The 21,562-nt window shown below is 66.9% G+C and carries 19 protein-coding genes and 2 pseudogenes; 9 read left to right on the top strand and 12 right to left on the bottom strand.

Going from position 1 to position 21,562, the window contains the following annotated elements; all coding sequences use genetic code 11:
• Positions 1 to 192: a hypothetical protein gene (locus tag AC0662_RS05155; protein ID WP_478298665.1), complete on the bottom strand. Its 192-nt coding sequence runs from the start codon at positions 190 to 192 to the stop codon at positions 1 to 3.
• Positions 193 to 308: 116 nt separating this feature from the next.
• On the opposite strand from AC0662_RS05155, the gene AC0662_RS05150 reads away from it, so the two are divergent.
• The 4 genes from AC0662_RS05150 to AC0662_RS05135 all read left to right on the top strand — a co-directional run bounded on the left by AC0662_RS05150 (position 309) and on the right by AC0662_RS05135 (position 1,857).
• Positions 309 to 497, top strand: coding sequence for a hypothetical protein (locus AC0662_RS05150; protein ID WP_478298663.1), 189 nt, complete (start codon positions 309 to 311; stop codon positions 495 to 497).
• 105 nt (positions 498 to 602) lie between these two features.
• Complete coding sequence (locus tag AC0662_RS05145) at positions 603 to 800, top strand: three-helix bundle dimerization domain-containing protein (protein ID WP_478298661.1); 198 nt, start codon at positions 603 to 605, stop codon at positions 798 to 800.
• A 112-nt stretch (positions 801 to 912) separates the two neighbouring features.
• Positions 913 to 1,245, top strand: a complete 333-nt coding sequence (locus AC0662_RS05140; RefSeq protein ID WP_478298659.1) for a hypothetical protein — start codon at positions 913 to 915, stop codon at positions 1,243 to 1,245.
• A gap of 132 nt (positions 1,246 to 1,377) precedes the next feature.
• Entirely contained in the window at positions 1,378 to 1,857 is a 480-nt protein-coding gene (locus tag AC0662_RS05135; RefSeq protein WP_478298657.1) for a VOC family protein, read from the top strand.
• Between the two features lie 123 nt (positions 1,858 to 1,980).
• Here the strand turns inward: AC0662_RS05135 and AC0662_RS05130 are convergent, their stop codons facing one another.
• On the bottom strand, positions 1,981 to 2,355 hold the full coding sequence (locus AC0662_RS05130) for a hypothetical protein (protein ID WP_478298655.1): 375 nt from the start codon (positions 2,353 to 2,355) through the stop codon (positions 1,981 to 1,983).
• Positions 2,356 to 2,764: 409 nt separating this feature from the next.
• The gene (locus AC0662_RS05125) at positions 2,765 to 3,175 is read right to left on the bottom strand and encodes a hypothetical protein (RefSeq protein WP_478298653.1); all 411 of its coding nucleotides are present in this window, start codon (positions 3,173 to 3,175) and stop codon (positions 2,765 to 2,767) included.
• A 186-nt stretch (positions 3,176 to 3,361) separates the two neighbouring features.
• Between AC0662_RS05125 and AC0662_RS05120 the strand changes: the two genes are divergently transcribed.
• Complete coding sequence (locus AC0662_RS05120) at positions 3,362 to 4,057, top strand: alpha/beta fold hydrolase (RefSeq protein WP_478298651.1); 696 nt, start codon at positions 3,362 to 3,364, stop codon at positions 4,055 to 4,057.
• 66 nt (positions 4,058 to 4,123) lie between these two features.
• Positions 4,124 to 6,874, top strand: coding sequence for an AAA family ATPase (locus AC0662_RS05115; RefSeq protein ID WP_478298649.1), 2,751 nt, complete (start codon positions 4,124 to 4,126; stop codon positions 6,872 to 6,874).
• Here AC0662_RS05115 and AC0662_RS05110 read toward each other — a convergent pair.
• From AC0662_RS05110 to AC0662_RS05095, 4 genes are all read right to left on the bottom strand, one after another.
• Complete coding sequence (locus AC0662_RS05110) at positions 6,871 to 7,299, bottom strand: nitroreductase family deazaflavin-dependent oxidoreductase (protein WP_478298647.1); 429 nt, start codon at positions 7,297 to 7,299, stop codon at positions 6,871 to 6,873. The genes AC0662_RS05115 and AC0662_RS05110 overlap by 4 nt on opposite strands.
• A gap of 17 nt (positions 7,300 to 7,316) precedes the next feature.
• The gene (locus tag AC0662_RS05105; protein WP_478298645.1) at positions 7,317 to 8,228 is read right to left on the bottom strand and encodes an alpha/beta hydrolase; all 912 of its coding nucleotides are present in this window, start codon (positions 8,226 to 8,228) and stop codon (positions 7,317 to 7,319) included.
• 87 nt (positions 8,229 to 8,315) lie between these two features.
• Positions 8,316 to 8,534, bottom strand: a complete 219-nt coding sequence (locus tag AC0662_RS05100; protein WP_478298643.1) for a hypothetical protein — start codon at positions 8,532 to 8,534, stop codon at positions 8,316 to 8,318.
• Positions 8,535 to 8,544: 10 nt separating this feature from the next.
• Positions 8,545 to 10,794, bottom strand: a complete 2,250-nt coding sequence (locus AC0662_RS05095) for a recombinase family protein (RefSeq protein ID WP_478298641.1) — start codon at positions 10,792 to 10,794, stop codon at positions 8,545 to 8,547.
• A gap of 633 nt (positions 10,795 to 11,427) precedes the next feature.
• Between AC0662_RS05095 and AC0662_RS05090 the strand changes: the two genes are divergently transcribed.
• A complete protein-coding gene (locus AC0662_RS05090; protein WP_452198420.1) occupies positions 11,428 to 12,183 on the top strand; it encodes a hypothetical protein in 756 nt (251 codons plus the stop codon).
• Positions 12,184 to 12,186: 3 nt separating this feature from the next.
• On the opposite strand, the gene AC0662_RS05085 is transcribed toward AC0662_RS05090, so the two are convergent.
• Positions 12,187 to 13,113 carry a 1-aminocyclopropane-1-carboxylate deaminase/D-cysteine desulfhydrase gene (locus AC0662_RS05085; RefSeq protein ID WP_452198418.1) on the bottom strand — a complete coding sequence of 309 codons (927 nt, stop codon included), beginning with the start codon at positions 13,111 to 13,113 and terminating at the stop codon, positions 12,187 to 12,189.
• Between the two features lie 235 nt (positions 13,114 to 13,348).
• Here AC0662_RS05085 and AC0662_RS05080 point away from each other — a divergent pair, with 235 nt between their 5' ends.
• Complete coding sequence (locus AC0662_RS05080) at positions 13,349 to 15,622, top strand: ATP-binding cassette domain-containing protein (RefSeq protein WP_452198416.1); 2,274 nt, start codon at positions 13,349 to 13,351, stop codon at positions 15,620 to 15,622.
• A 363-nt stretch (positions 15,623 to 15,985) separates the two neighbouring features.
• Here the strand turns inward: AC0662_RS05080 and AC0662_RS05075 are convergent, their stop codons facing one another.
• On the bottom strand, positions 15,986 to 18,655 hold the full coding sequence (locus tag AC0662_RS05075) for a family 78 glycoside hydrolase catalytic domain (RefSeq protein WP_478298638.1): 2,670 nt from the start codon (positions 18,653 to 18,655) through the stop codon (positions 15,986 to 15,988).
• A gap of 144 nt (positions 18,656 to 18,799) precedes the next feature.
• On the opposite strand from AC0662_RS05075, the gene AC0662_RS05070 reads away from it, so the two are divergent.
• Positions 18,800 to 19,060, top strand: a complete 261-nt coding sequence (locus AC0662_RS05070) for a hypothetical protein (protein WP_452198412.1) — start codon at positions 18,800 to 18,802, stop codon at positions 19,058 to 19,060.
• Positions 19,061 to 19,217: 157 nt separating this feature from the next.
• Here AC0662_RS05070 and AC0662_RS05065 read toward each other — a convergent pair.
• From AC0662_RS05065 to AC0662_RS05055, 3 genes and pseudogenes are all read right to left on the bottom strand, one after another.
• Positions 19,218 to 19,421 (bottom strand): annotated as a pseudogene (locus tag AC0662_RS05065) (MmyB family transcriptional regulator); the annotation flags it as partial.
• A 77-nt stretch (positions 19,422 to 19,498) separates the two neighbouring features.
• Positions 19,499 to 19,582, bottom strand: a pseudogene (locus AC0662_RS05060) (hypothetical protein); the annotation flags it as partial.
• 32 nt (positions 19,583 to 19,614) lie between these two features.
• Complete coding sequence (locus AC0662_RS05055; RefSeq protein ID WP_478298636.1) at positions 19,615 to 21,486, bottom strand: alkyl/aryl-sulfatase; 1,872 nt, start codon at positions 21,484 to 21,486, stop codon at positions 19,615 to 19,617.
• Between the last annotated feature and the right edge of the window lie 76 nt (positions 21,487 to 21,562).

Below are 21,562 nucleotides of genomic sequence, written 5' to 3'. Positions count from 1 at the left end.
TCACGGACGCGGGAGGATCGCAGCGGCGTGGCGGCTCACGTCGTCGTAGGACCATAGGTCGAAGTGCCTCAGCATCGATCTGCGGTCGACTTCGCGGAACAACGGCTTGATGTCCGACACGAAGCCGGCCGGGCCGTCCTGATCTTCGGCCAACGTTCCTCCCCCGGCCGAGTGACTCCCAACCTCCACCATCGCGCGAACATACGGCCCCCGCCAGACCGGGCGCGAGGCCGGTACCTCGTCCGACCACTGTGGCGGTCCGGGCGTACCGTGAAGATTCGAGGCCGGGAACTGCCAAAGGGGGATCAATGGCGACTCACACGAAGGCCCAACTGCTGGCCGCCATCCGCCGCGCCTACGGACCGGACAGGGCCGAGTCGATCGCGGAACAGCTACCTGACCGGATCGACCCCGATAACGACGCGGACGCCGAGATGCTCCGTCGTCTCGGCTTCACTCGCGAAGGACTGACCGAGGCCCTCGGCGCCGAAATCTGACAGCCGGTGAGCATTGGTGCACGCTCGCACGTCACACCAATGTTCTTATTGATCAAATTCTGTACGGCGCTTGTGTGAGCCCGGCTCGGACCGGATCGTGGATGAATGGACAGGTCAGATGAGGACCGGGCAATTGCCGAGGTCGTCGACCGGTTGGGGAGGCAGTTTCCGCATATTGCGCCAGCGGAGGTCGCGCAGGCCGTGAGCCAATCCCGGCCGGAGTTCGACGATGTTCCGATCCGGGATTTCGTACCTTTGTTCGTCGAGAGGGGCGCCAAGTCGCGGCTGCGTGAGATGGCATAGTCACAATTCATGCACGACGGCCCGAAGTACTTGCCAGACGCGACGCCGGGCTGGTGCCCTGGCAGCCTCGAATCTCAACGCGGAAAGCGCGTCGATGAGGGGAGGTGCTCGGGTGACTTACAGCGCGGAGGGACCACTGCAGGAGGCGGGCGAGCGGCTTCGTTGCGCCGTTGAGATCCTGCGCCGACGTCCGGCTGACGACGTCGCCGCGAAGTGTCTGGTGGACGAGCTCCACGAATTGCGCACCATGATGTCGGCTACGGCCTTGTTGATGGAGTCGTTCGAGCTGCCCCGCTTCGCCATGTTGCTGCACCCGCGGGATCGCGGTAGCTCGACCGCCGTACTCTCCCGGGCCGACGCCGACCTGCGCGCCGCCTTCGACCATCTCAACAGCGCGGCGGCAAATCTCACGGCCGCCCGACAAAGGCTCGACACCCTGAGCTGAGAGCCGTTCCGTGCCGCCCCAGGCCGGCCGAGCACGCATCACGTGCACCGCCTTGCCTCTGCGATCATGGAGGGAGAGGTTGGGAACCAGGACCGGCGTTCGATCAGCCAATGCCGCCGGAATGGAGGAATCATGACGGACCCCGCCGACCGGATCGACTTCGCTAATCTCCCGGCGCCCGAGGACGGCATCGTGGTGACGTTGTTCATCACCGTCCGCGAGATCGCGAGGTCCCGGGACTTCTACTCGCGTGTCCTCGGCGGCACCGTCGTCCTGGAAGAGAATCCGTGCATGGTCAAGCTGGCCAACTCGTGGATCATCATGAACCCCGGCGGGCCGCCCACCCCCGACAAGCCAGGGATCTCGGTGGTCAACTATGAGCCCGGCGACACGACCTCGATCTTCCTGAACCTACGGGTCGCTGATATCAAGGCTCGCTACGAGGAATGGAAGAGCAAGGGTGCGGAGTTTGTGACGCCACCGATCGACCGCGGAGCAGAGACCCGCTGCTACATGCGGGACCCGGACGGGTACCTCATCGAGGTCGGACAGTCCACCGGACTGCTGCACGGCAAGCTCGCCGCAAAGCGCTCGGAGGACCTCCCGGGCTGACTGGTCTCGTCCCACCCGGCGAAGACCAGGCCGACCGATTCTGCGACCAGGCGGAACCGCGGTGCCCCCGTCGGCGGCGACGATCCGGACGGAGGTGCGGAGGGGGATGGCGAACTCATCGTCCTACAGCGGGAGTTCGGCGCCGGCGTGCTCGGCGACCATGTACGCCGCATACCGGTCAGGCCAGTCGGGGTCCGCCTCGCGATGGGGCTTCTCGTGCTCACCGTGGGCGGTCGCGGCCCGCACGAGCGCCTCCTTCAGGTCGTCCACCGAGGTGTACGACGCGGTGAACGTGTCCGCCCGGCCGGGGAGCCTGCTGTTGACCTCCTGCAGGATCCAGGCGTTCCCGTCGGGATCGGCGAAGGTGGTACGCGAACGGTACGAACCTCGCTCGGGATCCACGCCCGGGGCCGGGCCTTCCGCCCCGATGTGGGTGATCTCGCCGACCTCGACGCCGGCCGCCACGAGCGCGTCGCGGGCGGCCAGGATGTCGGACACGACCAAGTACGCCTTGGACGAGCCTGGCTGAGCGTAGCTCCGAACTGGATCGAGCCGTACCTGGTCAGCCGGAACGACCGCATCATTTGCGCCGCGGCCGACATCAGCGAGCGCAGCTCGTGAAGGTCCGACACGGCCAGCGCCGTGTCGGCCCGATCGTCCGGTCGGCGTCGCGCCGGCTCTACGGCCCGCACCACACCGCTGTACGCATCCTGAAGCGCCGTGGTCACCTCGTTGCCGCCGTCCATCGGGACATCTCCCTCCTGGTGATGGTTACCTATCGCAGCCGCTCCGTCACAGGCAAGGCGAAACTGGTTGAAGGTAGTACTTCGTTACCGGAGGGCCGATCACCAGGAACAGAAAGAGCCCGCTGATCGGTCGTGCTACCAGCGGGCTCGTGGGAGCGGCATCAGGAGCGTCGCTCGATGGCGCGAACCGAGTTCTGGATCGCTTTCGCCGGGACACCCTTGCCGACCGTCGCGAACAGGGCGGCGAATAGATGGCCGCGGTCGACGTCCGTGGTGCCGTCCGGCCTCGGAGTCAGGTCGTAGCTATGGCTGGACTTGCCGCCCCAGGCATTGGAGTCGGTGGTCGTCGCGACAAGGCGGTGCGGGTCCGACCAGTCGTAAGACAGGCGTTCCCAGACGCCACTGGAACCCTCAGTGACGTCGGCGTGGTCGGCGGCCTTGCTGTGCACCTTCAGGTCCTGGTCGGCGCTGTTGCCGAACAGCTCCTGGCGACCAGGACCGAAGTCGGTCAGACCCGCGATGAACTGCTCCGGCGTTGGGGTCGTGTTCGCGTGCAGATGGATGGTGGTCATCGGTCTTGCTCCCTCCCTTGCTCACCTCCACTATGAGCGGGCGCCAGGACGCTCACCCCAGGCACAATCCCTGGTCCGGACACGGGCGAGATACGTCATTTGACGGAATCCGGCGACCGCTGCCGCGACTTAGCTTCGGGCCATCGGTACTGAGGCTCGCGGTGTTGCGGGCGAAGGAGGCGCACGATGAGTGAAGCAGTGAAGAACGTCGTACTCGTGCACGGCGGCTTCGTCGACGGATCAGGGTGGCAGGGCGTGTACGACGAGCTCACCCAGAGCGGTTACCGAGTGGCCGTCGTACAGAATCCGACCATCTCGCTGGCCGGTGACGTAGCGGCGACCGAGGCGGTGCTCGACAGCCTGGACGGTCCCGCGGTGTTGGTCGGTCACTCGTACGGCGGCGCGGTGGTGACCGAGGCGGGCAACCACTCGAGCGTCGCGGCGGTCGTCTACATCGCGGCGTTCGCGCCGGACAAGGGTGAGTCGGTGAACACGCTCATCGCCGATCCGCCGCCCAATGCGCCGGTGCCGCCGATCCTGCCGCCGAAGGACGGGTTCCTGTTCCTCGACCGGGAGAAGTTCGCGGCGTCGTTCGCCGCCGATCTGCCGCCGCAGCAGGCCGCCTTCATGGCCGACTCGCAGACGCCCTGGGGCGTCGACGCGCTCGCCGGGACGGTGTCCGAGCCAGCTTGGCGGGTGAAGCCGTCGTGGTACCTCGTCGCGACCGATGACCGGATGATCCCGCCGCCGGCACAACGCGCGATGTCCGAACGCGCCGGCGCCACGGTCACCGAGGCCGCCGGAAGCCACTCGATCTACGTCTCCCAGCCCGCGAAGGTCGCGGAGGTGATCGCTCAGGCCGCCGCAGGCGCGTCCAACTAGCGGGTACGGCGGCGGCGCCGCACCCTTATGCTCGGGTGCGGGGCCGCCGTCTGTGAGGGGGATTTCGTGGGCGCGCTGGTGGGGCGGGACGCAGAGATCGAGCGGCTGCACCGGTTCGTCGCGGACATCGCCGAGAACGGCGGAGCACTATTGCTGTCGGGTGACGCGGGCGTGGGCAAGAGCGCGCTCCTCGAGGAGGCGGCTGCCCGCGCATCCGCCGACAACACACGAGTGCTTCGAGCGACTGGTGCGCAGTTCGAGGCCGACATTACCTACGCGTCACTCCATCAACTGTTGGAGCCTTGTCTGTCGGCGTTCGACCAGTTGAACCAACGGCATACAACGATCTTGCAGGTCGCGCTCGGGCTCGCCGACGGCCCGCCGCTCGCGCCGCTGATGCTCGCCGGCGCGGTGCTCGCGGTTCTCGAGCACCTGGCCGCAGAACGCCCTGTGTTGCTGGTGATCGACGACGTCCCGTGGCTCGATCGAGCGAGCGGGCTCGTGCTCGGCATGGTCGCGCGGCGCCTCGCCGGCAAGCGCGTCGCGCTGCTCGCTGCAGCTCGGACCGGCGAGCCGACCTTCCTCGATCACACCGACCTGGCCGTCGCCAGCATCGATCCGTTGACCGACGATGCCGCCGTACAACTACTGTCCACGCACTATCCCGCTCTCGCACCGCGGGTACGTCAGCGGCTGCTGACCGATGCCCAAGGCAACCCTTTGGCGTTGCTGGAGCTCCCGGTTGCCTTGGGCATTCGCATCGAGGGTCCTGCTGCGCCGACGATCCTGCCGTTGACCGGCCGGCTCCAGACGGCGTTCGCGTCGCGGATCACAGCGTTGCCGAGTTCGACGTACAAGCTGCTGTTGTTGGCGGCGTTGGACGGTACGGGCGACTTTCGCCTGATCCGGCGGATCGCGCAGGGACGGAACGGGAAGGGTCTCGCACCGGCCGAGCGTGCGCGACTCGTGCGCGCCGACAACACCGCCGAGCTATTGGTATTCCGGCATCCGCTGATCCGTTCGGCGGTCGTCGAACTCTCGACCGGCGACCAGCGTCGCGAGGCGCACCGAGTACTGGCTGACCACCTCGAAGATCAGCCGGAGCGACGGATCTGGCATCTCGCCGAAGCCACTGCCGAGCCTGACGAGACCGTTGCGGCGCTCCTGCAGGGTGTCGCGCACGCCAACCTCCGACGCGGCGACTCCGTCGGTGCCGTCACCCAGCTACTGCGCGCCGCGGAACTCAGTCCGACGGGGAAGGGGCGGAGCGGGCGGTTGGCCGAGGCGGCGTACCTCGGCTCGATCGTGACGGGTGACCTTCGCGATGCCCCGCGACTCCTCACCGCCGCCAGGCGATCAATCCAAGGCTCCGACGGGCCGCTGTCCCTCGCCGTCGCCGGTGCGTATCAACTGCTGCACAGCGACGGCGACATCGACACCGCGCACCGCTTGCTGATCGACGCGATCGACAACCTCGACGACCCCGGCGACGCGCACAACAAGGTGCTGATCGAGGCGCTCTACACCTTGCTGATGATCTGCTTCTTCGGCGGACGGGCCGAGCTCTGGCCTCCGTACGAGAACGCGATCGCCCGATTGAAGCCGCGCGTCCCCGAACTGCTCGGCATCCTCAGCAAGACCTTCAGCGATCCCGCTCGCGCATCGCAGGACGCACTCGGCCAGCTGGATGCATCGATCGCCGGACTCAGCCACCAGGTCAGTCCGGCCCGGATCATTCGCACCGGCACCGCCGCGGCGTACCTCGACCGCCTCACGGACTGCCGGGACGGCCTGCTCCGCGCGGTCCAGCACGGACGCGAGGGCGGCGCCGTGACCTCGGCGATCGAAGGACTCTTCCTGCTCGGCCAGGACTCCTTCCACACCGGGCAATGGGACCAGGCACAGCAACTGATCCACGAAGGGCTCGAGCTGTGCGAGAAGCACGGCTACAAATTGCTCAGCTGGCCTGGGCTCCTGATCAACGGTCTCCTCGCCGCCGCCCGCGGCGACACCACGACTCCCGGCGTGATTGCACGCCAGATGAGCGCCTGGGCCGCGCCACGCCGAGCGCGCACCACTCAGCTGTACGCCGCGCACATCCAGACACTCGCCGCGCTTGGCCGCAGTGACTTCGAGGCCGCCTACCAGCACGTCACGTTCATCAGCCCGGCCGGCACGATCACGCCGTACTGCCCGCACGCGCTCTGGGTCTTCCTCGACCTCGTCGAAGCCGCCATGCTCACCGGCCGCGACACCGAGGCCGTCGCGCACGTCAAAGCCGCCCAGCAACTCGGCCTCGACAAACTGTCAGCACGCCTGCGCCTCGTCGTCCTCACAACAGCCGCCATCACCGAAACCGACATCGACGACGACCGCCTCGAGGACGCCATCGTCTCCCCCGCCAACGATCGATGGCCGTTCGAGCTCGCCCGGATCCAGCTCACGTACGGCGCTCACCTCCGGCGTACCAAGAACACCGCCCGCGCCCGTCACCACCTGATGGCGGCGGCCGATGCGTTCCGGCGCCTCAACGCCCGCCCCTGGACCACCCGAACCACGACCGAGCTCCGAGCCACCGGCGTACCTGTGGACTCCCCGGCCAAGACGCCCCTCACCGCCCAACAACGCCAGATCGCAGAGCTCGCAGCAGCCGGGCTCACGAACAAGCAGATCGCCGAGCGCCTGGTGCTCTCCCCACGCACCGTCTCGACCCACCTCTACCAGGTCTTCCCCAAACTCGGCATCACCACCCGAGCCGCCCTCCGAGACGCCCTCGCCGACCTCCCCCACGACCCGCAACCGCCGATTGTCACCTAGCGGCGTGGGGTGCGGGTGAGTTCGAGGACGGGGATGGTGCGGATTCCGGCAGTACGACGTTCGTAGTCGGCGAAGCCCGGGTAGCGGCGGGCTTGTTCGGCGTAGACGCGGTCGCGGTCGGCACCGGTCAATTCGTGGACGGTGACGTCGTACGTCTCGGTTCCGCGTTCGACGGTCGCGGCGCCGGCCGTGATCACGTTGACGTACCAGTCCGGGTTGGTGGGTGCGCCGCTCTTGGTGGCGAAGATGTAGATGGTGTCCGGATCGGTCTCGTGCGGCAGGTACATGGTCGGGGTGACGTAGTCGCGGCCGGTCTTGCGGCCGCGATGGTGCACCAAGAGCATCGGAGCGCCTTCGAACGGCCCGCCGACCTTGCCCTCGTTCGCCCGGAACTGCGCGATGGTTCCGGCGTTCCAGTCACTCATGTCGAACTCCTGTCGTTCTAGGCGTTGATGCGTGCCGCGGCCGTGAGGTACGCCCTCAGGAGCCGTCCGGCCCGGTCCAGCGCCGCGGTGCCCTCGTCAAGCATCGCGTGATAGGCCTGGAAGACATGGGGCACCCCAGGGCTGATGTCCAGTGTGACCTCGACATCAGCGGCTGCCGCCTGACGAGCGAGGCGGGTGGCATCGTCGAGAAGCACCTCGTGCGATCCGGCCTGGATGATCAACGGCGGAAGCCCGGACAGGTCGGCAAAGATCGGGCTGATGAGGCCGAGCGTGGCATCGTGCCCGGCCGTGTAGTCGGGGATCCTGGCGAGAAGGGCGTCCGGGCTCATCAGCGGATCGGCCTCGCGCTTGGTTTCCATACTCTGCCCGGTCAGCGTCAGGTCGGCGTACGGCGACATCACGTACGCCGCAGCCGGCATCGGCAGCCCGTGGTCGCGGGCGTTCACCAGCGTGGCGACGGCGAGCCCGCCACCGGCGGACTCTCCCGCGAAGATGATGTCCGCGGGAGCGATGGCATTGTCGAGCAGAGCGTCGTACGCCGCCAACGCGTCCTCGACCGCCGCCGGATACGGGTGCTCGGGGGCGAGCCGGTAGTCGACCGAGATCGCCTTGGCGTCGACCCGCCGAGCGATCTGCGAGGCCAAGTCGGCGGAGAGAGCGGCGTCGCCCATCACGTACACGCCGCCGTGAAAGTACAGGACGACATGGCGAGGTCTGACCCGGTCGACAGTGACCTCCGCCGTCGGTACGTCGCCCAGGCTCGCCGAGGTTACGGTCACGTCGGCCGGGAGCGGCTGAGCCGACAGCAACGCCTGCAGTTGCTGACGCTGCTCAGCCAGCCCGATGTCGGCCGGAAACGCTCCCTGTCGCAGGATCGCGTCGAGATTCTCTCGCTGTTCGGTGCTCACCGAAGATCTCCCCTCGCTCGCGGATTCGCCGCAGGAGGCGGCTCATTCCGAGCCTGGCCGCCGGGCAGATGAGGAGTCCTCACCAGATCACAGTGATTCGCGGGTGAGTTTTCGGATCTCGAGGAGGTCCAGGCCGAGCGCCTCGATCACCGCGAGTACGCCGTACAACGCGGACCGATCCATCTGTCCGGTGAGGATCGTCCGTGTGCCGTCCTGCCGCGGCTCCAGCGCCGGGAACGCGGACAGCACAGTCGCACCGAGGCGTCCGTTGATCCGGATCATGTACAGCGCAGGTGCCGAGTCCACGTGATCATGGTCAGGAGCCGCCAGGTGAACCCGCATCACCGTGATGAGGTGAGTCCCGGCCGCCCGCAACTGCCAGCAACCGGAGTCCCCGAGCACGCTGGACAGCCGACGACCGGTCGCCGGCCTGGAGCTTGGCATAGATGCTGCGGATGTGCGTGCTGACCGTGTTCACCGAGACGGAGAGTTCGCTGGCGATCTCGGGCCGGGACAGGTTGGTCGGCAGGTAGCGCAGCACCCGCAGCTCCGCCGCGCTGAGTTCCTCCGTCGGCGGCAACGAGGGCGGCGCTTTGTCCGCCGGGGATGAGCCGCGGAGGATATCGAGGATGTCGGCAACGAGGGCGGCATGCGCAGTCGCATGTGGGGGAAGCGCCTCGAGTAGCTCCGCCGACCCCGTGATCGCGAACGGCAGGACCAATCGGTCGGGCTCCGCGAGGGCCAACGCCCGTTCAGTCGCCTCATTCGCGGCCCGCAGGTCGAGGCGTGTGGTTAAGGTGCGTGTTCCTCCTCGGACACACTTCTTAACCCCACGCAGGGCGGGAGTAATCGACACTTCCGCCACCTGCACTCGATGGTCACAAGCAACCGTCAGGCCCAAGGCTTCGTACAGCTCGGCCAAATCGTTACGGTCCGCGAGATCCAGCGCCTTCGCCATGTCACCAAGCTGCGTCACGATCGCGCGGACGTCGTCTGCGGTCAGTTGAGGCACTGGATCGACAGCCTTCAGACCGACTTCCGCAGCTCGCTTGTCGGCCGCTGCCGCGTTGTATTGCTCGGTGAGGGTCTCCGGATCCCAGCCCACCTCGATCGCCCGCCGCAGGCGCTCCATCGTCGACTCCGCGGCCGCGATACGGCGCCGGAACGATTGCGCCTGGGTCTCGATCCTGTCCGCCAGCTCGTCGGCGTCGGCCAGCGCCTCCACAGTGCGCTGGATGTGGGCCGGGGCGAACAACCGGGCGATCCACGCGTTGATCTTGGCTGTCAGGTGGTCCTCGCGCAGATAGACGTTCACCGGATGGTCCTGCAGCGCGGGTGACCCGGGAGCCAGGCTTCGGGCCCGACAGCGGTAGAACGTCGCGTGTGACCGGTGCGAGCCCTCCATCCGTCGCCCGCAGATCGTGCAGTGGATCCGTCTACGCAGCACGTAGGTGTGCGACGACGCGACGCGGGTCCTTGTTGCTCGCGCTCGCTCGGACATGCTCGCTCCAGCCCGCGCGGACATCTCCAGCTGCACTCGCGTGAAGTCCTCGACCGACACGATCGCCGGATGGGCAGGCTCGCGTGATCGCACGATCTTCGACGCCGGCGAACGCTTGTACCTGACGACGTGGCCCGCCGCGACGTCATCCGGGTCTTGCAGTTCCTCGACCTTCTGCCACCTGCCGTAGATCGCATACCCCGTGTACCGCGGATTGCACAGGATCGCCCTGACTGTCGAGCCCTGCCAGCCGTCGCCTGAACGATGCCGGTTCTGATGAGGAGGGTGGGCGGCCGGGCACGGGACATGCTCGGCGTTCAGCAACTGGGCGATGCCTTTGTGGCCGATGCCTTCCAGGTACAGCGCCAAGATCCGCTCGACGATCGGAGCCGCCACCTCGTCTATGGCAAGGACTCTCAGTCGATAGCCCTCCTGCGCCTTTCGTGGGTTCGGGTGCGGTCCTGCGTCGACGACGACATAGCCGTACGGCGCTCGCCCGCCCTGATGCTTGCCATCGATCAGAACCTGGGCTGCCATCGCAGCTCGAACTCGACGTTGCACATGCTGCCGCTCCGACTTCGACAGTCCACCCGTGATCGTCATCGCCATGTCGTGCACAGTGTTCTCGGCATCGAACCGACCACCGAGACTCGGTACCCAGAGCGATACGCCGTACCGATCGAACTTCGGCCAGGTCAGACTGAACTGATTGCCGAACCAGCATCGAGTCGCCTCGCCGACGACCAATCCGTCCCATCCGCGATTGGGATTCTTCAAAGCCTGCAACGCACGGCTGGCCTCGTCTCGTCGTTCCCACGGCAACGAACGCGACTGCCCGATGTCGAAGAACTGCTCCACCACCACGCCACCAAGCGGCTCGACGAACCGCGTCGCCTCCCCCAGCTGCCAAGCCTTGGACGTCTTCGGATCCTGGTTGTCCTCGGTCGAGCACCGCCCGTAGAACGCCAGCCGTCCAACGCCACTGGCCGTCGAGTGGTGAGGCAACGCCTCTGTGCCCAGCAGGTCGTCGAGAGTCGCCCACGGATCGAGGCCGTCGCCGCTCATGATGCCTCCTCCCCCGACTGCGACGCAGCGCCGGTTCCGCGCCTCGCCCGCGCCAGTCGCAAAACGATCCGGCGCAGCACACGAGCTGCCTGCGGATAGAGCGCCGGCGGCCTGCTCGGCATCCTCACCCGGACTCGCGGCTCATTCCCGGAATCCCCACTGACACCGTCCGCATCTGACTTGTCCATGCGTGTTCAACGCATGAGCTATGCACAGTCCTCAACGCTTCGCAACGTCAGCGGGTTGTCCCGCGCGGGTCAGTCGTCGAGCCACTCTTCGCCAATCGCGTCCCGATGCGGACCCTGGTGATAGCCGAGGAGGCACGGTTCATCCGTGCGGGGATTCCGCCCGTCGCAGTCCAGTTCTTGCGCCGAACGGAGTACCGGCCATTCGCGTCCGCTCTGCCTGGTCAAATCCACTTCCCCGTCCTCCGATCACAGCCATCGCTTGGATCGGCCAGGGCGACGGGGCAGGAGAACCGCACACCACCCGGCGCACGCTCGGGGCTCACCCGCCGCCCTGACCGTGCCCCCAAATCTGCCGCCAGCAGCGCGTAGGAACCACCGAGACAGCCAGTGACCATTCACCCCAAACCTCCCCGCACAACAGGGAGTTTGTGACACCATGGGATGTATGAGCATCAACGTCGGCGCCCGTCCCGCCAAGGCGAGCAGTCTGCGCCAGCAGCGACGAGACTGGGCCACCGAACTGCGCGCCCAGGGATCAACCTGGGTCGAGATCGCCGACGCCTTCGCCGACCGGTACGGCGTGAACCCACGGGTGGCGTTCCGCCTCGCCCACGACTGGAGCCAGCGCGACGCAGCCGACCAATGGAACCATCACTGGCCGGACGACCCCAAGACCTTCAAGAACTTCTCCTACTGGGAGCAGTGGCCGGCACCGACCGGTTACGCCCCATCTCTCGACGTCCTCGCCCGCCTGGCCGAGCTCTACCAGTGCTCCGTGGCCGACCTCGTCATCGACCTAGCCGACTACTCGAATCTCGACACAGCCCGAGCCACAAGCGGCGACCTCAACGGCCTCTGGCTCTCCCGCTACAGCTACTTCTCCACCGGCCGCGACGCCAGCCTGCAAGGCGAACACACCATCCGCCTCCACCACACCGGCAGCCGGCTCCACGGCACCAACGATCCCGCCGACGGCGAATCACGGCTGACACTGGATCTGTCCGTCAGCGGAGCCATCGCCACCGGAACCTGGAAAGAACGAACTGCACCCACCGGCTACTACCGCGGCGCGGTCTACCACGGCACCATCCAGCTAGTCGTCAGCCCTCACGCCCGCGGCATGAACGGCCGCTGGCTCGGCTTCGGAAAGAACTTCATCGTCAACTCGGGCGACTGGCACCTCGAGTGGCTAGAAGCCTGACCATCAGACCTCCGGCACCTCGCCGGACCCACTGATCAAGGCAACGATCGTCGTACCGTTCGGAAACGCGCCGCGCGCAATCTGGTCGAACAGTGCGTACATCATCTTCGCTTCGTACACCCAGTCCAGCCGCACACCGTGCCGCTTCTCGAAGTCGTCGATGAACTCGCCGAGCTCAGGTGTCCGCTTCGCGTAGCCACCGAAGTGGTAATCACACTCAAGCCGCCAAGTTCCAGTACGCGCGCCGTACACCTGCTCCTGGAGCGCAACGATGTCATCCTCAAGGAACGCGCCACCCTTGAGGACCGGAACCCCGATCGCCAGCTGGTCCGGCCGCATACCGGCAGCGACACCGGCGATCGTCCCTCCGGTGCCAACCGCGCAGAACACGACGTCGACGGACGCATCCAGCTCGGCCGGCAACTCCGCACATCCCCGGACGGCATCGGCATTGCTACCACCCTCCGGGATGAGATAGAAGTCGCCGAACTCCTCGTGCAGCGCCTCGATCACAGCCTCCGAGGCCTTCGCCCGGTACGTCGTCCGGTCGAGGTACATCAGCCGCATACCGCGCGAGACGGCGTAGCGAAGCGACGAGTTGAGCGGCAGATGTTCCTCACCACGGATCACGCCGATCGTGCCGAAGCCGCAGTACGACCCGACCGCAGCAGTGGCCCGGATGTGATTCGAATAGGCACCACCAAACGTCAGCAGAGTCCCGAACCCCAACTCCCGGGCAGTCGCGACGTTGTACTTCAGCTTCCGCCACTTGTTCCCCGCCACCTCTGGATGAATCAGATCATCCCGCTTCAGCAGAACCCGCACCCCCGCAGCCCTCAACCGTTCGTCATCAATCTCGACAACCGGCGACGGCAACCGAAGCCCCGCAATCAACCCATCCTCCACCACGCCAGCATGGCACGCCGCCATCGTTCTGCCCTCCCGCAGGCCCAGCGTCCGACCACGACACCAAAGCGGCCGCTGCTGCCCAAAACTGACCAGGCACCGGTCGCTCGTCGACCCGAGCCTTGATCGACAGCAGAAGCTCCGTGAGCCGCTGGATCTCATCAATGATCATCGGCTGTGGCCCGGCTTGCCTGCAGTATTCGTACGCCGTATGGTACGGCGAATCGTACAGCGTATGGTTATGGAAGGTCGTGGGTGCATGAGTGTGATCCGGATCGTGAGGGCGCGGGAGCACAACCTGCGAGACGTGTCGCTTGAGCTGCCCAAGCACCGGCTGATCGTGGTGACCGGTGTCTCCGGCTCAGGCAAGTCGTCGCTGGTGTTCGACACCCTCGCCGCCGAGGCGCAGCGTCAGTTGAACGAGACCTTCAGTACGTTCATCCGCAACCGGCTGCCGAAGTACGGGCAGCCCGCGGCCGACGGGATCGAGAACCTCTCGCCCGCGATCGTGGTCGCTCAGCGCCGGATCGGCGGTAACGCCCGCTCCACCGTGGGCACGGTGACCGACATCCACCCTCTGCTGCGCCTGTTGTTCTCTCGCGCGGGCCGACCCACGGCCGGGTCCTCGAACCGCTACTCGTTCAACGATCCTGAAGGTATGTGCCAGGACTGCCACGGCACCGGGATCAGCGCGCGGCTCGACGAGAGCGAGTTGCTGGACCGGTCCCGGACGCTGAACGAGGGCGCCTTCCGCTTCACGAGTTTCGCCGTCGGCACCTGGTACTGGCAGTACTACGGCGACAACCCGCTGTTCGACCCCGACAAACGACTCGGCGATTACTCCGATCGCGAGTGGGAGACCCTGCGCCGCGGCGGCAAGGCCGTTGATCCGTTGCCCGGGACGCCGACCGACTTCGAAGGTGTGGTCGACAGGTTCAACCGGATCTTCCTGCGCAAGGACGTCGCCAAGATGTCGCCCAAGCGCCGGGCGGAGTTCGAGCGGCTGGTTCAGTCCGGCACCTGTCCGACCTGTGAGGGCGCCCGGTTGAACGCGGCGGCGCTCGCTTCCCGGATCGACGGGCGCAACATCGCCGAGCTGGCCGCGCTGCAGGCCGACGAGCTGCTCGACGTACTGGAATCTGTCGACACGCCGGACGCCGCTTCGGTGGTCGAGAGCCTGCGGGACCGCTTGGGCAACCTGGTCACCATCGGCCTCGGTTACCTCAGCCTCGACCGGCCGACGACCACACTGTCGGGTGGCGAGTCGCAGCGGATCAAGATGGTCCGCCACCTCGGCAGCAGCCTCGGCGACATGCTGTACATCTTCGACGAGCCGACGGCTGGGTTGCATCCGAGCGATGTGCAGCGGTTCAACCAGCTGCTGCGCAAGTTGCAGGTCAAGGGCAACACGGTGCTCGTCGTCGAGCACGATCGGGACGTGATCGAGATCGCCGACCACGTTGTCGACGTCGGGCCGGGCGCCGGCCCGAATGGCGGCCAGGTCCTGTACGAGGGACCGGTCGACGGCCTGCTCAAGGCCGGTACGCCGACCGGTCGCGGCATGAACCGGCAGCTCGAGCTGAACCGCAAGCCCCGTCAGGCGAACGGCGTACTGACCGTCGCCAACGCGACCGCCCACAATCTGCAGGATGTGACGGTCGAGTTCCCGATCGGGGTCTTCACGGTGGTCAGTGGTGTCGCGGGCTCGGGTAAGAGCAGCCTGGTCAACGGCGAGCTGCGCAAGCGGTACCCGGACGCCGTGGCGATCGACCAGAGCCAGTTGTCCGGCAACAGCCGCTCGACCCCCGCGACGTACACCGGGCTGATGGACGAGATCCGCACTCTGTTCGCCGCTGCCAACGGTGTGAGCGCATCGCTGTTCAGCGCGAACTCCGACGGCGCCTGCCCGAAATGTCGCGGGCTCGGGTTCGTCACCACCGAACTGGCGTTCATGGACGACCTGAAGTCGGTGTGCGAGGAGTGCGACGGGAATCGGTACACCCAGGATGTGCTCGAGTACCGGCTCGATGGGCGGACGATCACCGACGTCCTGGAGCTGACGGTCGGCGAGGCCACGGGCGTGTTCGACAGCGAGGTGATCGAGCGTGTTGTCCGGTCGCTCGACGATGTCGGACTGGGCTACCTCAAGCTCGGGCAGCCGCTGAACACCCTGTCCGGCGGTGAGGCTCAGCGGGTCAAACTCGCCACCGAGCTGCGGACCCCGGCGAAGGTCTACCTGATGGACGAGCCGACCACCGGCTTGCACATGACCGATGTCGACCAGCTGCTCGGCATTGTCGACCGGCTCGTCGACGCCGGCAGCACGGTGATCGCCATTGAGCACAACCTCGACGTCATAGCCGCGGCCGACTGGATCGTTGATGTCGGTCCTGGCCCGGGCCACCACGGCGGCCGCATCCTGTTCACAGGTACGCCGGAGGCGCTGCTCGACCGCCCGGACTCGGCGACCGCCCAGCATCTGCGCGCCGCGACCGCGCGGTCAGCGGAGTCTGCTCAGGGCTTCGCGATGTGAGGCTCGGCAAGGTCATTCGCGGCGGTCTGCAGGCACACCTGGGTTCCCGGTCATCGAGAGGGGTGGCGTCTGCTCGGATGGTGGCAATGACGGCTTACGTTCGGACAGGACCGCCGCCCACGCGGCACGCCGCGTCGTCGGCGTTTCGCCCATCAGCCGCACCAGCTCCGGGGCGACGGTCAGCGACGCTGCCGCACCCGCCCCGAACACACGTTCACGACAGTAATGCGGGCCGGCGCCGGACGCGTGAGCGCAGCGCACCCCCGGTGCTCTACTCGCGACGGCTCCCGCTACCGGACCATCTCGACGCGGTCACCACCTCGACCGAGTGGATCCCGCTGTGAACCTGCTGGCCCTTGCCGCTCAGCCGGCGGTGAAGGTTGACGGGCCGGACGCGGCCCGATAGGTGGCAGCGGTTGCGGTTCTGCTGATGAGTACGGCGTTCGCCGGGGCGGCAACGTGTGCTGCGGGGGTCGCGAGTGGGACGACGACCGTGGGCTCGGTGCTCAAGGGCGTGGTGAGGGTCAGCTCGAGCCCGGCCGAGGTACGGCGCCAGCTGGACGTGATGCGGCCGCGGACGGTGTCGATCGAGGCAGTGATGTAGTCGAGACCTTCGGGTGTGCGCGCTGCGATGGTGACGGTCCGGTACGCCGGTGATGTCAACTGGATGCCGGCCAGCACGGTGTAGAGCGCGGCGTTGATACCGGCGAACATCGCGTGGTCGTGAGTGATCATGCCGGCGTCGTACGACCACTGCTCCCAGCCTGTGGTCGCGCCCTTGCCGATCTGGAACCCGAAACTCGGGTATGTGCGTTGCTGGAGGATCTGCATCGCAAGGTCCAGCCGGTCGATCACGGCCAGCGCGTCGACGAGATAGCGAGTGCCGAAGATGCCGGTGTCGAGATGGCCGGAGTTCTTGGTGGTGATGGTTTCGACCAGCTTCGCTCCGACGTCCTCGAGCCGATCGGCTGCGACGAGTCCGAGGGCCAGCGGGATCACACTGGTGCACTGTCTGCCGGAGCTGTAGGTGTTGTCGGTGTTCAGGAATTGCTTGTTGAAGGCCGACTTGATGGCTGCGGCCAATTGGTCGTAGCGAACGCGGTCCGCCTTCTGCCCGAGGGCGTTGGCCGACTTGGCCAGATCGACCGTCTGCTGATACCACAGCGCGGTGTTCACCAGCGATACTTCGCTGAAACACTCCCCGGCGTTCGGGCTGCCCATCCCGCCGTTGGCCTCAGGCCCGTGATCCGGCGGGCACCAGTCCCCGAAGCCCTGGTCGCCGGGCCAGATGAGGCTCGGCTGGTCCTGTGCGTTCTTGTCCACAAAAGCCTTCATGGCCGGGTACGTCGCAGCCAGTGTGGCGCGATCGCCGTACTGCTCGTACAGATGCCAGGCCAGCGAGACCTGTCCCCCGGCCATGTCGGGGTACTGCGCCTTCACGGCGTCACTGGGTAGCGCGGTCCCGGGCGGCAGGTCGCGCAGGTACTTGGCGTAGAAGCGGTTCATCCCGAACTCACGGATCGCCGCGTCCCGGTACGCCTGGACGTCCATCGTCGGTGGCGTGCGCTCGTCGCGCACCGGTGTGTCGGTCGGCAGGCTCATCGAGTTGTTGAGGATCGCCCACCGGTTGTTCCGCCAGATCGTGTTCAGCAGCTCGTCGGAGGAGTGGAAGGCACCGGTCGAGGCCACGTCGGCATGGACTACTCGCCCTTCGACCGCGTTCCGGTCCGGGCGACCCGGATAACCGGTCACCTCCACATAGCGGAAGCCGTGGTACGTGAAGCGCGGCTCAAAGGTCTCCAGGCCGGCAGTGCCCTTCAGGATGTAGGTATCGGTCGCGGCGGCGCCACGGTTCGTCCGCCGGTCCAGCAGGCCGTCGGCGCCCAGCTCCTCGGCAGTCCGGAGACGGACCTCGGTACCCCGCGGGCCGCTGACGCGCAGCCGTGCCCAACCGGCGATGTTCTGGCCGAGGTCGTAGACGTAGACGCCTGGCTTCGGCTCGGTCAGACCGACCGGGCGCAGGGTCTGCGTAACGCGGAGGGCCGGCATGGTGTTCGCGGCCAGCACCGGGCTCGGCGCGGGCGTGGTGCGGACGGGCTCCCAGTCACCGGCGTCGAATCCGGGGCGGTCCCAACCCGGCCGTTCCGCGCGGGCGTCGTACGTCTCGCCGGCATAGATGTCGTTGGCAACGATCGGCCCCGTCGACCAGGTCCACGATCCGTCGGTGCCGACCGCCTGCGAGGTCCCATCGGCGTAGGTGATCGTGATCAGCGCGATGACTTGTTTCGGCCCGGTCCATCGGAAGCCGTACGGGTTGTACCGCGCCCCGTAGCCGTTGCCCAGCCAGATCCCCACGGTGTTCGCACCATGCTGTACGTCATTCGTGATGTCGTAGGTGTCGTACAGGTTGTGCCGCTCGTACGGCGTACTGGCCGGACTCAGCACCCAGTCACCGACCTTGGACCCGTTGAGCCGCAGCTCGTAGAAACCCACACCGTAGACAGTTGCCCTTGCGCGGACGATGCGCTTGCCGACGGCGAAGTCCTTCCGCAACATCGGCGCCTCGGGCCCGCGGGTCATCAGCACCGGATCGCCGGTGTCAGGCGTGATCCACTGGGCGCCCTGCCAGGCGGCGTCGTTCAGCAGGCCGGTCTCCCACCAGGCAATCTCCCTCGAGCCGGCACGACGACCCCGGGTGTCCCAGACGTCGACGGTCCAGTAGTACCGCGTCGACGACGACACCGCAGGCCCGTCGTACCGGATGCCGATCGCCTCGTCGCTCGTGATCCGCCCGCTGTCCCAGACGTCGGCACGCCCGTCCCGTAGCGGCGCGGGTTCCGTGGCGACCAGGATCCGGTACGCCGTCTGTTGCGTGCTGCCGGCGAGCTGCCAGCTCAGGGCCGGTGCCAGGTTGTCGATGCCGAGCGGATTCACCGCATTGTCCACCCGAAGCTCAGTCGCCCGCACCGCACCTGGCGGCGAGCCCGCGATCATCACCGGCGTCAGAATAGCAACGAGCAGTTGCCGGGCCATTCACCTCCCGAGGTCACACGCGGTGGGAGACGGGCTACCAGCGACCGCGTACCGCACCAGACGGCGTACCGAAGCAGAGTTGGCTGTGTGCCCATTCTTGCCAAATCGCGGCGTTCGTGGCGAGAACGGGCAATTCGTTTACATGTGTCTTCCGGTGCTGCGTACCGGTTGGTGGCCGACACCGTCGGGAACGCCGAGCTCACGCCGTACTCGACGAGCACGTATACCCTCGTACGACGACGGGGCGACCTGGCAACGGCTGCAGCTGAAGGAGAGCAAGGGCAGCTGGGAGACGCGGCTGCAGGCGCCGCCGCGGCCGGGATGGTGTCGGTGCGGGTCATCGCCAAGCAGCGCAACGGCGGCGGCATCAGCCAGACAATCACCCGCGCCTTCGGCCTCAGATAATGCGGGCAGGCGACCGGTGCACACCGGTCGCCCGCAGTTGCTGTACTTGCGGCAATACATCCACAAGCGCTCCTCGCCGTGGGCGGCTCATGACCTCCTTGCGAACCGAGCAAGGCGACCACCGCTACCGAGAGCGTGAGGGCTGCCCTAGGGGGTCTTAGTCGCGGCCAGTGGCCGCGATCCGTTCGCGGAGCAGGTCGAGCTTCTCTGCGTTGGGCGTGCCTGGCTCGGCCCAGTTGAGCACGATGTGCAGGTCGGCGCACTCAATGGTGAGGATGTCGCAGTCCAGGGTGATCTCACCGAGCTCGGCATGCACGACCGTCTTGCGCGAGCGCCCGGTCGGGACGGTCTCGTAGCGGCTCCAGAGTTCGTCAAAGCGCGAGCGAAGTAGAGCCTGACGCCGTGGGAGGCGAGGTCGCGCGTGAGCTGGTCGAGCATGTCGGCCGCGGTGATGTCGATGAACGGAGTGGTCTCGCCGTCGAGCACCACGGCCCTCAACCCGGCTACGGCGAGGGCGCGGATGCTGTCACGGATGTGGTCGGCGTTGGCACGGTTTACGGGGTGACGATCGCGAAGCCGGGGTCGGGTTGATCAGTCAGACCGGCGATCATGGCGAAGATCTGTGGGTCACCGTCGAACTGGACGCCATCGGTTCCCGCACCGCCGAGCATGCCCAGCAGCTCCGGCTTGGTGAGGGTGATCACCAGGTCGGCGTCCTTGGTCTGGCTGGTCGGGAGGTGCGTGAGGACGCCGTTGGACAGCTCCATTCGGTACGTCTCGCCCGTGTCACTGAAGTGCCAGCGGATCGACGCCGTGGTGCCCCATGCGCGTTTGCCGTCGATGCGGATGGCCAGACTGTCGAAGAGCTGGGTGACGGTCAGAGCCGTCGCCATCCCGGCTGCGCTGACGGCCGCCGGCGTAACCCGACCACGAAGTTCTTGCGCGCCGGTGAGGAAGTTGTTGCGCCAGGTTCCGCATTCCGATCCGTAGCCCAGGCGGGTGAACACCTCGCCGAGCAGCATCTTGGCACCCGCATGGGCTGGGTCGGCGAACACGGCGTGACTGGCGAGCTCGGCCGCGAAGCGGAGGTCTCCGGAGTCAGCGAACTCGCGAACCCGCGCCATGGTCGCATCGATGCCCCCAATAGCCGCGACATAGCGGGCGGCAGCGGCCTCTGGCGGGTGCTGCCAGAGGTGGGCGGGATTGCCGTCGTACCAACCGAGGTAGCGCTGGTAGATCGCCTTCACGTTATGGCTGACTGAGCCGTAGTAGCCGTGGGTATGCCAGACCGCGTCCAGCTCGGGCGGCATCTCGATCATCTCGGCGATCTCGCTGCCCACGTAGCCCTGGTTCATCAGCCGCAGCGTCTGGTCGTGCAGGAACGCGTACAGGTCACGCTGTTGTCTCATCAGCGTGCGGATGTTGTCGGAGCCCCAGGTCGGCCAGTGATGCGACGCGAACGCCACGTCGGTGTCGTCACCGAACAACTCCATGGCTTCGTTGATGTACCGCGACCAGCTACGCGCGTCGCGTACCTCGGCACCGCGCAGCGTGAGCAGCTTGTGCAGATTGTGGGTGACGTTCTCGGCCAGACACAAGGTGCGCCGCTGCGGGAAGTGGAAGTTCATCTCGGCCGGCGCTTCGGTGCCGGGCGTCATCTGGAAGACGATCCGCACACCGTCGAGAGTCTCCTCCTGACCGGTACGGGTGATGTCCAGGGTGGGTGCGATCAGGCCGACCGCGCCGGTCGAGGTCCCAGGACCGAGGCCGACTCCGAGGGTTCCGGTCACGCTCACCGGCAGACCCATGCCGGTGTGGTACAGGCCACGGCGGAGCATCGCCGTACCGGCGTAGACGTTCTCCGACACTGCGTGCTCGAGGAATCCAGCCGGCGCGACGATGGGCACGTCCGTGTCCGCAGCCACCACACCGAGGACGCCGCCGAAGTGATCGATGTGCGAGTGCGTGTAGATCACCGCTCGCACCGGCCGATCGCCGCGGTGCTCTCGGTAGAGCGCCAGCCCGGCCGCCGACACCTCGGCGGACACCGCTGGATCGATCACGATCACGCCCGAATCGCCTTCGACGACGGTCATGTTCGACAGCTCGATGCCGCGAAGCTGGTAGATGCCCTCGGTCACTTCGAACAGGCCCTGGATCGAGGTCAGCTGACATTGCCGCCACAGGCTGGGATCCACGGTATCCGGACAGTCCCCGGCCGTCGCCTCGGTATAGGCATCAGCGTCATAGACCACCCGGCCGTCCGCGGCCTTGATCACTCCTGGCTTCAGTTGCGACACCAACCCACGCGTCGCGTTGTCGAAATCGGTGCGGTCGCTCATGTCCGCAGGCACGATCCGGACCTCCTCAGCAGAGGTGAACGTGTCCGCGCCGACCCTGACAACCGACCAGGCAGTCCGCCTCATCCGAGGCGGATGAACACGAACGGACCGCCGGGGTGGGCGCGGCGACCTTCCCTGTCGGCGCGTGCGCGGCGTTCGG

It is taken from the genome of Kribbella sp. NPDC043289 (assembly GCF_056436705.1).
Note: the sequence above shows the minus strand (reverse complement) of the source record. Positions and strands in the feature narration are given on the sequence as shown.